Source organism: Streptomyces sp. NPDC046821 (genome assembly GCF_040645335.1).
GTDB lineage: Bacteria > Actinomycetota > Actinomycetes > Streptomycetales > Streptomycetaceae > Streptomyces.
Window position 1 is genome coordinate 1 of record NZ_JBEYYB010000008.1, and the last position, 14,126, is coordinate 14,126.

Sequence of the window (14,126 nt, forward strand, 5' to 3'; positions counted from 1 at the left end):
TGGTGGTGGGGGGGGGGGGGGGGTGGGGGGCGCGGGGGGGGGGGGGGGTGTTTGGGGGGGGGGGGGGGGGGGGGGGGGGGGGGGGGGTTTTCCCCCCCCCCCCCCCCCCTTCCCGAAAGTCCTGGGGCTCCGCCCCAGACCCCGCTCCTCAATCGCCGGAGGGGCTGAAACAGCCAGCCGGAGAGGCTGGAATGAACCAGCCCTGGCGCCCGGCGCAGAGCGGAGCCTGACTAGCCCTGCGGGTGGTGGGCCGGGATCGCGGGGAGTTCGCCCGTCTCCTCGTAACGCGACAGCATCTCGATGCGGCGCGTGTGGCGGGGCTCGCCGGAGTACGGGGTGGCCAGGAAGATCTCGACGAACTTCGTCGCCTCTTCCTGGGTGTGCATACGGCCGCCGATGGAGACCACGTTCGCGTTGTTGTGCTCGCGGCCGAGGGCTGCCGTCTGCTCGCTCCAGGCGAGGGCCGCACGGACGCCCTTCACCTTGTTCGCGGCGATCTGCTCACCGTTGCCGGAGCCGCCGATCACGATGCCGAGGGCGTCCGGGTCCGCCGCCGTCTTCTCCGCCGCACGGAGGCAGAACGGGGGGTAGTCGTCCTGGGCGTCATAGATGTGAGGCCCGCAGTCGACGGGCTCGTGGCCGTGGGCCTTGAGCCATTCGACCAGGTGGTTCTTGAGTTCGTAGCCGGCATGATCCGAGCCGAGGTACACGCGCATGGGTCCGAGTGTGGCATGTCCCGGCGCGGTACGGCTCGGTCGGGTCGGGCGGGCCCCACGGCAACGCGGCGAAAATCACGATCGTGAATCAACTCTTCCGTAGCGCGAAGATCCGTGGGTTCAATGCCTGGGCTCGTGACCCGAGACCTAAGGATTCGTCCATGACCTCGCAGCCACATCTTGCGCAGGCCGACCAGGCGCCCCGTAATCCTGGAGATTCACAGCCCGAGAACGGTTCGACCGACGCCAACGGTCCCGACGGGCTCAAGGCCGGACTCAAGAACCGGCACCTCTCGATGATCGCCATCGGTGGCGTCATCGGCGCCGGCCTCTTCGTCGGCTCCGGTTCCGGCATCGCCAAGGCCGGTCCCGCCATCCTCGTCTCCTACGCCCTCGTCGGCGCGATGGTCGTGATGGTGATGCGGATGCTCGGCGAGATGGCCGCCGCCCGGCCGTCCTCCGGCTCCTTCTCCGCCTACGCCGACCAGGCCCTCGGCCGCTGGGCCGGCTTCTCCATCGGCTGGCTGTACTGGTTCTTCTGGGTCGTCGTACTGGCCGTCGAGGCCACCGCCGGCGCCGTCATCCTCAACGGCTGGGTACCGGCCGTCCCCCAGTGGGCCTGGGCCCTCATCGTGATGGTCGTCCTGACCGCGACCAACCTGGCCTCCGTCGCCTCCTACGGCGAGTTCGAGTTCTGGTTCGCCGGGATCAAGGTCGTCGCGATCGGCGCGTTCGTCATCATCGGTCTGCTCGCCGTGTTCGGTGTGCTGCCCGGTTCGCACAACCCCGGCAACGGGCTCGGCCATCTCACGGACGCGGGCGGGTTCATGCCCAACGGCGCCGGGTCGATCCTCACCGGCGTCCTGATGGTCGTCTTCTCCTTCATGGGCAGCGAGATCGTCACGCTCGCCGCCGGTGAGTCCGAGGACCCGCAGCGTGCCGTCACCAAGGCCACGAACAGCGTGATCTGGCGTATCGGCGTCTTCTACCTCGGCTCGATCTTCGTCGTCCTCACGCTGCTTCCGTGGAACGACAAGTCGATCGCCAAGGACGGTTCGTACGTCGCCGCGCTGAACTCGATCGGCATCCCGCACGCCGGTGAGGTCATGAACGTCATCGTGCTCACTGCCGTCCTGTCCTGTCTCAACTCCGGCCTCTACACGGCCTCCCGCATGGCCTTCTCGCTCGGTCAGCGCGGGGACGCGCCCAAGGCGTTCGCCAGGACCAGTGCGCGCGGCGTGCCGCAGGCCGCGATCCTCGGGTCGGTCGTCTTCGGGTTCCTCGCCGTGTGGTTCAACTACCAGTGGCCGACCACCGTCTTCAACTTCCTGCTGAACTCGTCCGGTGCCGTCGCCCTCTTCGTCTGGCTCGTCATCTGCTTCACGCAGCTGAGGATGCGCGGGATGATCCTGCGCGAGCAGCCCGAGAAGCTCGTCGTGAAGATGTGGCTCTTCCCGTATCTGACGTGGGCCACGATCGCGATGATCTCGTTCGTCCTCGTCTACATGCTCACCGACGACGCGGGCCGCGAACAGGTCGTCCTGTCGCTGCTCGTGGCGGCCCTCGTGGTCGGCTTCGCACTTGTGCGTGAGCAGGTGCGGAAGCGGCGGACGGCCGCCGCGTGACCGCCCGTACGTAAGAAAACGTCTGCCCCCTCCGGGATCTCCCGGAGGGGGCAGACGGCGTACGAGGCCGATTACTTGTCGGCGAATTACTTGTCGGCGAGCTTCCACGCCGTGGGCAGGACGCCCATCGCCAGGGCCGCCTTCAGGGCGTCGCCGATGAGGAACGGGACGACGCCCGCGGCGACCGCCTGCGTCAGCGTCATGCCGGTCACGGCCGCGAGGTAGGGGACGCCGACGGCGTAGATGACCGCGGAGCCGAGGACCATCGTGCCCGCGGTGCGCAGGACCGAGCGGTCGCCGCCGCGCCGGGCGAGCGCGCCGACGACGGTCGAGGCGAGCAGCATCCCGAGGACGTAACCGAAGGACGCGCCGCCCGCGCCGGAGGTGCCCTGCGCGAACCACGGCACGCCGGCCATGCCGACGAGCGCGTACAGCGCGAGCGACAGGAAGCCGCGGCGGGCGCCGAGCGCGGTGCCGACGAGGAGCGCGGCGAAGGTCTGCCCGGTGACGGGGACCGGCGAGCCCGGCACGGGCACGGCGATCTGGGCCGCGATGCCGGTGAGGGCGGCGCCGCCGAGCACGAGCGCGATGTCACGCGTCCGCGAGGCGGGGAGCAGGTCGGCCAGGACCTTGCCGGGGCGGGTGGAGACGGCAGCCGTACTCATCGGGACTCCGCAGGGTTAAGGGCAGTTCAGGACTCCGTGACGCTATCCCAGCGGCCGATCCGCGTTCACGGTCACTGGTCGACAAAGGGGGGCGGCGGGTGTTGGTGGGGTCCGCACAAAGGGCTCCGTCGAACCCCGGGTCGGGGTGACGCTCGTCACTGGGGCAGGCCACGAATCGGCCCGTTTTGCGCCCGGGGGCAGGGGCCGGAGAGACTGTAGGTTCCTGCCAAACCCGAGCGAGCCCCGAGGCGGTCCGAACTCCATGCACGACCAGCGCCCGTCGGAACCGGAACGGCTCGGCTCCGCCCCCTCGTCCGCACCCTCACCTCTCGACTCCGCGCCCGAGCCCCTCGGCGGCGGGCTGACGCAGCGTCACCTCACGATGCTCGGCCTCGGCGGGGTCATCGGCGCGGGCCTCTTCGTCGGCTCGGGTGCCGGGATCGCGGTCGCGGGTCCCGGCATCGTCGTCTCGTACCTCATCGCGGGCGCGCTCGCGATGTGCGTGATGCGGATGCTCGGCGAGATGTCGGCGGCGATGCCGGCGTCGGGTTCGTTCTCGGTGCACGCCGAGCGGGCGCTGGGCCGCTGGGCCGGGTTCAGCGCGGGCTGGCTGTACTGGTTCATGCTGGTCGTCGTCCTCGCTGTGGAGGCGACGGGCGCGGCGCGGATCGCGAACGGCTGGGTGCCGGGCGTGCCGCAGTGGGCGTGGGTCCTGGTGTTCATGCTGGTCTTCACCGGGGCGAACCTGACGTCCGTGAAGAACTTCGGCGAGTTCGAGTTCTGGTTCGCCACCCTGAAGGTCTTCGCGATCGTCGCGTTCCTGATCCTCGGCACGCTCGCGGTCTTCGGCCTGCTGCCCGACACCGACCCGGTCGGCCTCACCAACCTGACCGGGCGCGGCGGTTTCCTGCCGCACGGCTGGCAGGGCGTCATCTCCGGTGTGCTCGCCGTGGTGTTCGCGTTCGGCGGCCTGGAGGTCGTGACGATCGCCGCCGCCGAGTCCGACGACCCGGCGCGCGCGGTCTCCCGGGCGGTGCGCAGCGCGGTCTACCGCATCCTCTTCTTCTACGTCGGCTCGATGGCCGTCATCGTGGCCGTACTGCCCTGGACCGAGCAGAAGCCGGGCGCCAGCCCGTACGTCACCGTGCTTGACGCGATCGGGGTGCCGTCCGCCGCCCAGATCATGAACATCGTGGTGTTCGTGGCGCTGCTCTCGGCGCTGAACGCGAACCTCTACGGGGCGTCGCGCATGATCTTCTCGCTGGCCGAGCGCCGGGAGGCCCCGCAGGCACTGCTCAAGGTGAGCGGCGGGGGCGTGCCGCGCCGGGCGGTGCTCGCGTCGGTCGCGTTCGGGTTCGTGTCGGTGCTGCTCAATCTGAAGTGGCCGGACTCGGTCTTCCTCTACATGCTCAACTCGGTCGGCGCGGTGCTGCTGTTCGTGTGGGCACTGATCGCCGCGTCGCAACTGCGGCTGCGGCGGCGCATCGAGCTGGAGGCGCCGGAGCGGCTCGTGCTGCGGATGTGGGGGTTCCCGTGGCTGACGTGGGTGACGCTCGCGGCCATCGCGGCGGTGATCGGGCTGATGCTGACCGACGACTCGGCCCGTCCGCAGCTCCTGTGGTCGGCCGGTGCGACGGCCGTCGTCCTGGCCTTCGCGGGAGTGCGGGAACTGCGCGCGCGGCGTGGCTGAGCCTTCACGATGTGTGAGCGTCGTGTCCGTATACCGGTCAACGGTTCCCTGTAGCCGGTGCCGCTGCTCACACTGTGGGCCTTTCCCCCGTCTCAGCTAATGAACAGGGCACATCCATGTCTCGGACGTCGTCGCAGTCGCCTGCCGACTCCTCCACGGTCGACGCGCAGGTCGACGCGCAGGCCCCGGCCGACGCGTCGGCGTCCGCGCTCGACTCGCCGCTCTCCCAAGGCCTGAAGCAGCGCCACCTCTCGATGATCGCGCTCGGCGGCGTGATCGGCGCCGGCCTCTTCGTGGGCTCCGGCACGGCCATCGCGGCGGCGGGACCGTCGATCATCCTCGCGTACGCGATCTCGGGCGCGCTCGTCATGCTCGTGATGCGGATGCTGGGCGAGATGTCGGCCGCGTACCCCTCGTCCGGTTCCTTCTCGGTGCACTCCGAGCGGGCGATCGGCTCGTGGGCCGGTTTCACGGCGGGCTGGTCGTTCTGGTTCCTGCTCTGCGTCGCCGTCGGCCTCGAGGGCCTCGGCGCGGCGGGCATCGTGCACGGCTGGGTGCCGGGTGTCCCGGAGTGGGCGTGGGTCGCCCTGTTCATGCTGCTGTTCTGCGGTACGAACCTCGCCGCCGTGAAGAACTTCGGTGAGTTCGAGTTCTGGTTCGCCGCCCTGAAGGTCGGCGCGATCGCGCTCTTCCTGGTCATCGGCGTCCTGGCGATCCTGGGCGTCCTGCCCGGCACCGACGCCCCCGGCATGTCCAACCTCACGGGCCACGGCGGCTTCATGCCGAACGGCACCCAGGGCCTCATCGTCGGCCTGCTCGCCTCCGTGTTCGCGTACGGCGGTCTGGAGACCGTCACCATCGCCGCCGCCGAGTCCGAGCACCCCGTGCAGGGCGTCGTGAAGGCCGTCCGCACCGCGATGTGGCGCATCGGCATCTTCTACGTCGGCTCGATGGCCGTCGTCGTGGCGCTCCTCCCCTGGACGGCCAAGGAGATCCCGACCAAGGGCCCGTACGTCGCCACGCTGGACTACCTGGGCATCCCGGGCGCCGGCCAGATCATGAACGTCGTCGTGCTCGTCGCGCTGCTCTCGGCGATGAACGCCAACATCTACGGCGCCTCCCGCATGGCCGGTTCGCTGGTCTCGCGGGGCCTCGGCCCGAAGGCGCTCGGCGCGGTCTCCGGCGGTGTGCCGCGCGTCGCCGTCCTGACCTCGTCGGTCTTCGGCTTCGTGTGCGTGCTGCTGAGCTACTGGCGCCCGGAGGACGTCTTCGTGTGGCTGCTCAACACCATCGGCGCGATCATCCTCGTCGTCTGGTTCTTCATCGCCGCCTCGCAGCTGATCCTGCGCCGCCGCCTGGAGCGTGAGGCTCCGGAGAAGCTGGTCGTGCGGATGTGGGCGTTCCCGTACCTCACGATCGTGGCGCTCGTCGCCATGGCCGGCGTCTTCGTCCTGATGGCCCGCGAGGCCGGCACCCGCGACCAGCTCCTTTACACGGGCGGCCTGACCCTGATCCTCGCGGTCACGGGTTACATCCGCCAGAAGGCCGCCGAGAAGAAGCAGGTCGCTCCGCAGGACTGACCTTCAGCGCGGCTGATCTTCAGCGCGATCGACTCCGAGGACCCCCGAGCCATCCGGCCCGGGGGTCCTTCGCGTGCGCCCATCACCCCGGCCCTTCACGCGGCACCCGATCTTGTTGCTGCTAGCCTGCACTTGCACATTAGTTGCAATAAGACGCGCGGTACGCAGTTGGAGGGCTCGGACATGGCCATTTACACGCTTCGTCAACTGCCTGCCACCAATGGGACGAGCTTGCGGAACTCGGCATCACTGGAGGTGATGCGTTGCCCGCGTTCAGCCCTCCGCCCGGGGGACGGGAGGGCAGGGGCCGCTGACAGGGCCCCGCGTCGCCACAACTCCCGCGCACGAGCGCGGATGTTGCGGGAGCCGTTCCGGTCGGCGTGATCAACGAATCCGCACGACCGGCATACGAATCGGGCCTGGGAGACCCGGTTCGCCTTGTCGACGTGGCCGCATTCGGCGCAGGTGCGGGAGGTGTACGCGGGGTCGACGCGCACCACCGGCACCCCTGCCTTTCGGGCCTTGTACGCGATGAACTCCCCGAGCTGGGCAAAGGCCCAGGAATGGAGCGTGACCCGTTGGGGCTTGCGAAGCCGTACCCTCGCGCGAATGCCCGTCAAGTCCTCCAGGGCAATGCCGCGCGAGGTGCGTTCTGCCTCGGCCACGATATGTTTCGCGATCTTGTGGTTGATGTCTCTGGCCCGCCGAGATTCCTTGCGGCGCCGCCGCATAGCGCGCCGGGCGGCAGACTTGGTGTTCTTCTTTTGCAGCTTGATCCGCAGCCTCCGGTCCCGCGACCTCAGTCGGTTCAGCTGCCGCCCTGCCATGATCCGGCCGTCGCTGGTGGTGGCGATGTTCACGATCCCCAAGTCGACGCCGAGGAAGTCCAACGGATCAGTGTTCGCCGGAGTCTCGGGCACCTCACACGTAGCCAGCAAGTACCAGGCGCCGTCGCGGCACACGAGATCCGACTCGCCCTGGCGATACAAGGCCAGCGTCTTGAGCTGGTTCGGGCCGGAGGTGAACGCCACACCCTTCATCCGTCCGCCGACGGTCCAGATAGACACGGTGCGCGCAGCTGTCTGCCAGGACAGCATCCGGTCGTCGTACGGCTGAGCAGCCTGCGGGCGGAAGGTGAGCGGCTCGCCAACGGTCCGGCCAGGACGGGCCGAGCCTCGCGGACCAAGCCAACCGCGCTTCAGGTCGGCGCCCAGCGCGCGATAGGCGTCCGCTGCCTTCTTGATGACATGCTGGGCGGCCTGCGCCCCCAACCCCCACCGTTCCTTGACCACACCGTAGGTATGTCGTCGCAGGTCGAAGTTCTTGAACGCACGCCGTTCGAACGCCACTTCTCCCACCCAAGTGGCAGCCTCATTGCATGCGCGCAGGGTCGCCTCAAGCGCCGCCGCCTGAACCGGCGTCGGCAGCAGCTTCACCTGCACCATGAGCTTCATGGACCAAGACGCTAGTGCGACCATCGGACGGATTGACTAACTTGCCATCCCATTCAACAGATCCAGGGATCACTAGGCTGCCTGTTCGCATTTCACCTCTCCGTCACGCCAGTCCTTAGCTCGGCGTCCCGCCTCGTGATCGTCTTCTCACCCTTCACGCGGGCGGGCGGGTGAAAAAACAGACCCCCGTGAGCACGTGGCTCACGGGGGTCTGTCGGTATGGGGGATTCCGGAGGATCGTGCCCTTATGCCGATGTCCAAGCACTGCCGCAACTGCAAGGGCCCTCTGCAGCACTTCCGTCCCGCCACCGAGAAGGAGAAGGAGTACCTGCTGAAGAACGACGAGCGGCTGAAGCGGGCCGACGTCGACGGCTACTGGCGCTGTCAGGGCAACGACGGCAAATGCCGGAGGATCCAGCACCACCTGAACCAGAGCAAGGGCACGACCCTCCCCGAAGACTTCGACGAAGACTAAGTCACTCGAAGCTGGGCCCCGCCGTACGCGTCCGCTTGATCTCGTAGAAGCCCGGGACCGAGGCGACGAGCAGCGTGCCGTCCCACAGCTTGCCGGCCTCCTCGCCCTTGGGGGCCGGGGTGACGACCGGGCCGAAGAACGCGATCTGCTCGCCGTCCGCGCCCGGGACCGCGATGACGGGCGTGCCGACGTCCTCGCCGACCTTGTCGATGCCTTCCTGGTGGGAGGCGCGCAGCCGGTCGTCGTACGGGGTCTCGTCCCAGTGATCGAGGAGGGTGACGGGCAGGTTCGCCGCTTCGAGGGCGCCCTTGACCGCTTCCTTCGTGGGGCCCTCGCCGCGGTTGTGGATGCGGGTGCCGAGCTCGGTGTAGAGCGCGCCGAGGACCTCGGAGCCGTGCTCCTGCTCGGCGGCGATGGCGACGCGGACCGGGCCCCAGGCCTGGCTCAGCATCTCCTGGTACTCCGGCGGGATCTCGTCGTACTTGTCCTCGTTGAGCACGGCGAGGCTCATCACGTGCCAGCGCACCTCGATGTCGCGGATCTTCTCCACTTCGAGAATCCACCGTGAGGTCATCCAGGCCCAGGGGCACATGGGGTCGAACCAGAAGTCGACGGGGGTCTTCTCGGACATGGATCTCCTCGTGTCGTCCGGGACGTTGCCTATGTGGACCAACGCCCCGCGCGCCCCCGCAATTCCCGCGCTGGGCGTGGTCAGACCCACATGGCAGGATCGGCCGTGTTCGCACCACAAGTGCTACCAGTCGAGTCACAAGGGAGTGCCGCCCGTGCCCGGAGAGAACCTTTCGCGCGAAGAGGCCCACGAGCGGGCGGGCCTGCTGTCCGTCGACGGGTACGAGGTCCGGCTGGACCTGCGGTCGGCGGTCGGCGAGGCCGAGGGCGAGGGGCCCCGGACGTTCCGCTCGGTGACGACGATCCGCTTCCGGGCCGAGCCCGGCGCCGCCACCTTCGTGGACCTGATCGCGCCCTCCGTGAACGCGGTGACGCTCAACGGCGAGGACCTCGACACTGCGGCCGTCTTCGACGGGACGCGGATCGCGCTCAACGGCCTGGCCGCGGAGAACGAGCTGGTGGTCGACGCCCAGTGCGCCTACAGCCGCACGGGCGAGGGGATGCACCGCTTCGTCGACCCCGAGGACGGCGAGGTCTACCTCTACACGCAGTACGAGCCGGCCGACTCGCGGCGCGTGTACGCGAACTTCGAGCAGCCCGACCTCAAGGCGCCGTACCGGTTCGCCGTGCAGGCGCCCGAGGGCTGGACGGTCTGGTCGAACGGGGTGGGTGAACTCACCGACGGCGTCTGGAAGTTCGCCGAGACGAAGCCGATCTCGACGTACATCACGGCGGTCGTCGCGGGCCCGTACCACTACGTGACGGACTCCTACAGCCGGACGTTCGAGGACGGTTCGACGCTGGAGATCCCGCTCGGCGCGCTGTGCCGCAAGGGGCTCGCCCGGCACTTCGACGCGGACGACGTGTTCCTGGTGACGAAGCAGGGCCTCGACTTCTTCCACGACCACTTCGACTACCCGTACCCCTTCGGGAAGTACGACCAGGCGTTCGTGCCGGAGTACAACCTCGGGGCGATGGAGAACCCGGGGTGTGTCACGTTCCGCGAGGAGTTCATCTTCCGCGGCAAGGTGACGCAGGCGTCGTACGAGCGGCGGGCGAACGTCGTCCTGCACGAGATGGCGCACATGTGGTTCGGCGACCTCGTGACCATGCAGTGGTGGGACGACCTGTGGCTGAAGGAGTCGTTCGCCGACTTCATGGGGACGTTCTCGATGGTCGAGGCGACCCGGTTCACCAACGGCTGGATCACGTTCGCCAACAACCGCAAGGCGTGGGCGTACCGCGCCGACCAGCTGCCCTCCACGCACCCGGTCACGGCCGACATCCGTGACCTGGAGGACGCCAAGCTCAACTTCGACGGGATCACGTACGCGAAGGGCGCGAGCGTCCTCAAGCAGCTCGTCGCGTACGTCGGCCGTGACGCGTTCCTCGAAGGGTCGCGCCGCTACTTCAAGCGGCACGCGTACGGGAACACGCGGCTCGGCGACCTGCTGTCCGTCCTGGAGGAGACGTCCGGGCGTGACATGGCGGCGTGGTCGCGGGCGTGGCTCCAGACCGCGGGCGTCAACTCCCTGACCCCGCAGGTGACTTCGGACGCCGAGGGCCGGATCGCCGAGCTGGCCGTCGTGCAGGAGGCCGCCGCCTCGCACCCCGAACTGCGGCCGCACCGCGTCGCCGTGGGCCTCTACCGGCGCGAGGGCGCCGACGGTTCGCTCGTGCGGTACGCGCGTGCCGAGGTCGACGTGGACGGGCCGCGGACCGTGGTGGGCGAGCTGGCCGGGGCCGAGGCGCCCGAGCTGGTCCTCGTCAACGACGACGACCTGACGTACTGCAAGATCCGCTTCGACGAGAACTCGCTGGCCACGCTGCGCGAGCACCTCGGCTCGATCACGGACCCGCTGGCGCGCGCCCTGTGCTGGTCGGCGCTGTGGAGCCTGACGCGGGACGGGCTGCTGCCGACCCGTGACTTCGCCGCCCTCGTCCTGCGGTTCGCCGGGCGCGAGAGCGACATCGGCGTGCTGCAGATGCTGCACGCGTGGGCCGGTTCCGCGCTCACCCGTTACGCGGCGCCCGAGTGGCGTGCCGAGGGCGGGCGGCTGCTCGCCGAGGGCGCGCTGCGGGAGCTGCGGGCGGCCGAGCCGGGCAGCCAGCACCAGCTGACGTGGGCCCGGTTCTTCGCCTCCGTCGCCTCCGCCGAGCCCGACCTCCAGCTGCTCCGGGGTCTGCTCGACGGCACCGAGAAGATCGACGGGCTCGACGTGGACCAGGAGATGCGCTGGTCGTTCCTTGAGCCGCTCGCCGCGCACGCGGCCGCCGACGAGTCGGTGCTGGCCGCCGAACTGGCCCGTGACGACACCGCGTCGGGCAAGCGGCACCAGGTGCGCTGCCTCGCGGCGCGTCCGTCGGCCGCGGTGAAGGCGCAGGCCTGGGCGCAGGTCGTCGAGTCGGACGCGCTGTCGAACGCGCTCGTGGAGGCGACGATCGCGGGCTTCCAGCAGCCGTCGCAGCGTGAACTGACCGCGCCCTACGCGGAGAAGTACTTCGCGGCGATCGAGCGCGTGTGGCAGGAGCGGTCCATCCAGATCGGCATGGACGTCGTGCGGGGCCTGTTCCCGTCGCTCCAGGACTCGCAGGAGACGCTGGACGCGACCGACGCGTGGCTGGAGTCGCACGAGGGCTCCGCCCCGGCGCTGCGCCGTCTCGTCCTGGAGGCGCGCGACGACCTGGCGCGTGCGCTGCGGGCACAGGCGTGCGACGCGGCGGCGGAGAAGTAGCCCCGTAGTAGTCCCTTAGTAGTCCCTTGGGGCACAACAGAGCGGATACGGCCGGGAGTTACCGAACGCGGGTACTTCCGGCCGTAACCCGTTGTGGCGCCTGTCCAACTCGGCAGTCGAACGCCCGTACTTTAGGACGGGCTTGTCCCGTTTCGTCGACGAGCGTGTAACAGCGGTTAGCGGAGGGTTCGGCTCCGGGAATGGCCCGGTCATGAACCACAACACCCCCCTGTCTCCCCGCCCTCTCCAGCACCTCGCCGAGAGCCGGCAGCGCGTGCTGAGCGCCGCCCAGCTCAAGGGCCACGGAGTAGGCGCCGCCGCCCTGAACGAGCAGTGCAGGCCCGGCGGCCCCTGGCAGCAACTCCTGCCCGGCGTCTACCTCCTGCACCCGGGCCCGCCCACCGCCGACGAGCGCCTGCACGCGGCCCTCCTCTACGCGGGCCGCCCCCAGATCCGCGCCGTGGCGAGCGTGCCGACGCAGGCCGCCCAGGGCGAGCCGCACTCCCCGCCGGCACAGCGCACCCCGTACGCCAACGCGATGATCACCGGCCTCGCCGCCCTCACCCTGCACCGCTTCGCGTCCGCTCCCCCGCTGCTCTCCCTCGACCGGATCGACGTCATGGTGCCGCGCACCCGCCGCCTGCGCTCGACCGGTTTCGCCCGGCTCGTGCGCAGTTGCAGCCTGCCGACCCCGCAGCTGATCGGGGGAGTTCCGGTGGCGCCGGTGGCGCGGGCCCTCGCGGACGCCGTCGCCCAGCTCTCCGAGTCCGGCCCGGTACGCCGACTGCTCACCGAGGCCGTCAGAGGCGGACACTGCGAACCCGCCGCGGCGGTAAGGGAGTTGAACCAGGCGAAGCTGCTCGCCCGCCCGCACGTCGTGGACGCCGTTGACTCGCTGCTCGCCGAGGGGCGGGCCATCGCCGAGGACCGGCTGTACGCGATGGTGCGCGAGCACGCGCTGCCGGAGCCGCTGTGGAACGTGGACCTGCGGCTGCCCGGCGGCCCGCAACTCGGGGGCGTCGACGCGTACTGGCCCGACCAGGCCGTCGCCGTGGAACTGGACACGCGGGCGCCCCGGCACAGCCTGCGCGCCGAGTCCCAGCAGGACAGCGCCGGCCTGGAGTGGTCGGAGCACGCCCGCAAGCGCGAGCACCTGGAGCGCCTCGGCATCACGGTCGTCCACCTCACCCCGCGCAAGCTGCGCGAGTCCCCCGACCTCCAGGCGACCGTCGTCCGGACCGCCCTGATGGCGTCCGCGGACCGCGACCCGGCAGCGTACGTGATGGTCCTCCCGCACTGAGCGCGTCCGGGCGGTTCACTTCGGGCAGTACTCGGCCTCGACGACGGCCCGGCCGTCGCCCGTCCAGTCGCCGTTGAAGTTGAACGCCAGGGAATGGCGGCCGTCGGCCGTGGTCACGGCCCCCGAGGTGGAGCCGTGGATCTCGCCGTTGTGGCCCCAGACGACCGTGCCGCAGCTGAGCTTCGTCCGCGTCAGGGCGAGGCCGTAGCCGACCTCCGGCTCACCCTTCTTCACCGGCACGGGGACGGTCGCCTTCATCTCGGCGAGCTGCGCGGCGGGCAGCAGCCGGCCGCCGAGGAGCGCCGAGTAGAACCGCGTCAGGTCCGCCGAGTCGGTGATCAGCTCGCCTGCCGCGCCCGCGATGCTCGGGTTGAGCTCGGTGACGTCGTACGTCTTCGCGGCCGGGTCGTCGGGGAACTTGCTGTAGGCGCGGGACGAGGGGGATGGCATGGTCGCGGTGGTGCCGGGGAGGGTGGTGGCGCGCAGGTGGAGCGGGGCGATGACGCGGCGGCGGATCTCGTCGGCGTAGGAGTGGCCGGTCACCTTGCCGACGACCATGCCGGCGAGGACGTAGTTGGTGTTGGAGTAGCTCCAGGACGTGCCGGGCGCGAAGTCGGGTTTGTGGGACATGGCGATCCGCACGAGTTCGGCGGGGGTCCAGGTGTCGTAGCGGTGTTTCAGGAAGCCGTCGCGGCCGAAGACGGTCGCCTGGAAGTCCTTGTCCGACGTGTAGTCGTAGACGCCGCTGGTGTGGTTGAGGAGCATCCGGACGGTGATCTCGCGGCCGTCGTGGCCGTGGCCGGTGACGACGCCGGGGAGCCAGTGGTCGACCGGGTCGTCCAGGTCGATCCGGCCCTCGGCCTCCAGCTGGAGGAGCACGGTCGCGACGAACGTCTTGGTGATGCTGCCGGCGCGGAACCGGTCCCGGTCGCCGCGCGGGGTGTTCGTCCGCAGGTCACCCACGCCCGAACTGCCCTTCCAGGTCCCGTACTTGTCCGTCGCCGACGCCGTCACCCCGGGCACGCCCGCCGCGACGACGGCGTCCATGGCCTGCCGGGTCGCCCCGTGTCCTGCCCTGTCGGGGGCGTCGGCCAGGGCGGGTGACGACGCGAGCGCCCCCGCCGTCACCGACACCACCACAGCCGCGCCCACCAGGCCGGTACGCACTGACATCCCGTGTCTCCCTCTTCGCCGTCGGGCGGCTGAGTGCCGCTGTCGACCTGGGGGACCCGGGCATCGAGGGGGAGGGTTGAGGG

At 69.9% G+C, this 14,126-nt stretch carries 11 protein-coding genes; 6 read left to right on the forward strand and 5 right to left on the reverse strand.

All coding sequences use genetic code 11. The features are described from left to right. Positions 1 to 230 precede the first annotated feature (230 nt). Positions 231 to 716, reverse strand: a complete 486-nt coding sequence (locus ABZ893_RS17090; protein ID WP_361403618.1) for a ribose-5-phosphate isomerase — start codon at positions 714 to 716, stop codon at positions 231 to 233. Between the two features lie 161 nt (positions 717 to 877). Here ABZ893_RS17090 and ABZ893_RS17095 point away from each other — a divergent pair, with 161 nt between their 5' ends. Further along, on the forward strand, positions 878 to 2,341 hold the full coding sequence (locus ABZ893_RS17095; RefSeq protein WP_361403621.1) for an amino acid permease: 1,464 nt from the start codon (positions 878 to 880) through the stop codon (positions 2,339 to 2,341). A gap of 86 nt (positions 2,342 to 2,427) precedes the next feature. Here the strand turns inward: ABZ893_RS17095 and ABZ893_RS17100 are convergent, their stop codons facing one another. Then, positions 2,428 to 3,006 carry a biotin transporter BioY gene (locus ABZ893_RS17100; protein WP_361403623.1) on the reverse strand — a complete coding sequence of 193 codons (579 nt, stop codon included), beginning with the start codon at positions 3,004 to 3,006 and terminating at the stop codon, positions 2,428 to 2,430. A gap of 262 nt (positions 3,007 to 3,268) precedes the next feature. On the opposite strand from ABZ893_RS17100, the gene ABZ893_RS17105 reads away from it, so the two are divergent. Both ABZ893_RS17105 and ABZ893_RS17110 read left to right on the forward strand, forming a co-directional pair. Further along, complete coding sequence (locus ABZ893_RS17105) at positions 3,269 to 4,696, forward strand: amino acid permease (RefSeq protein WP_361403626.1); 1,428 nt, start codon at positions 3,269 to 3,271, stop codon at positions 4,694 to 4,696. Between the two features lie 116 nt (positions 4,697 to 4,812). Further along, positions 4,813 to 6,276: an amino acid permease gene (locus tag ABZ893_RS17110; protein WP_361403629.1), complete on the forward strand. Its 1,464-nt coding sequence runs from the start codon at positions 4,813 to 4,815 to the stop codon at positions 6,274 to 6,276. A 203-nt stretch (positions 6,277 to 6,479) separates the two neighbouring features. Here the strand turns inward: ABZ893_RS17110 and ABZ893_RS17115 are convergent, their stop codons facing one another. Next, positions 6,480 to 7,730, reverse strand: a complete 1,251-nt coding sequence (locus ABZ893_RS17115) for a transposase (protein WP_361403632.1) — start codon at positions 7,728 to 7,730, stop codon at positions 6,480 to 6,482. Positions 7,731 to 7,983: 253 nt separating this feature from the next. Here ABZ893_RS17115 and ABZ893_RS17120 point away from each other — a divergent pair, with 253 nt between their 5' ends. Beyond that, positions 7,984 to 8,205, forward strand: a complete 222-nt coding sequence (locus ABZ893_RS17120; RefSeq protein WP_361403634.1) for a hypothetical protein — start codon at positions 7,984 to 7,986, stop codon at positions 8,203 to 8,205. A 1-nt stretch (position 8,206) separates the two neighbouring features. On the opposite strand, the gene ABZ893_RS17125 is transcribed toward ABZ893_RS17120, so the two are convergent. Beyond that, positions 8,207 to 8,836 carry a DsbA family protein gene (locus tag ABZ893_RS17125; RefSeq protein ID WP_361403637.1) on the reverse strand — a complete coding sequence of 210 codons (630 nt, stop codon included), beginning with the start codon at positions 8,834 to 8,836 and terminating at the stop codon, positions 8,207 to 8,209. Positions 8,837 to 8,990: 154 nt separating this feature from the next. On the opposite strand from ABZ893_RS17125, the gene pepN reads away from it, so the two are divergent. Then, positions 8,991 to 11,570, forward strand: coding sequence for an aminopeptidase N (pepN, locus tag ABZ893_RS17130; protein WP_361403640.1), 2,580 nt, complete (start codon positions 8,991 to 8,993; stop codon positions 11,568 to 11,570). 211 nt (positions 11,571 to 11,781) lie between these two features. Further along, a complete protein-coding gene (locus ABZ893_RS17135) occupies positions 11,782 to 12,870 on the forward strand; it encodes a hypothetical protein (RefSeq protein WP_361403643.1) in 1,089 nt (362 codons plus the stop codon). Between the two features lie 15 nt (positions 12,871 to 12,885). Here ABZ893_RS17135 and ABZ893_RS17140 read toward each other — a convergent pair whose 3' ends face one another. Next, positions 12,886 to 14,043, reverse strand: a complete 1,158-nt coding sequence (locus ABZ893_RS17140; protein ID WP_361403646.1) for a serine hydrolase domain-containing protein — start codon at positions 14,041 to 14,043, stop codon at positions 12,886 to 12,888. Positions 14,044 to 14,126: the final 83 nt, after the last annotated feature.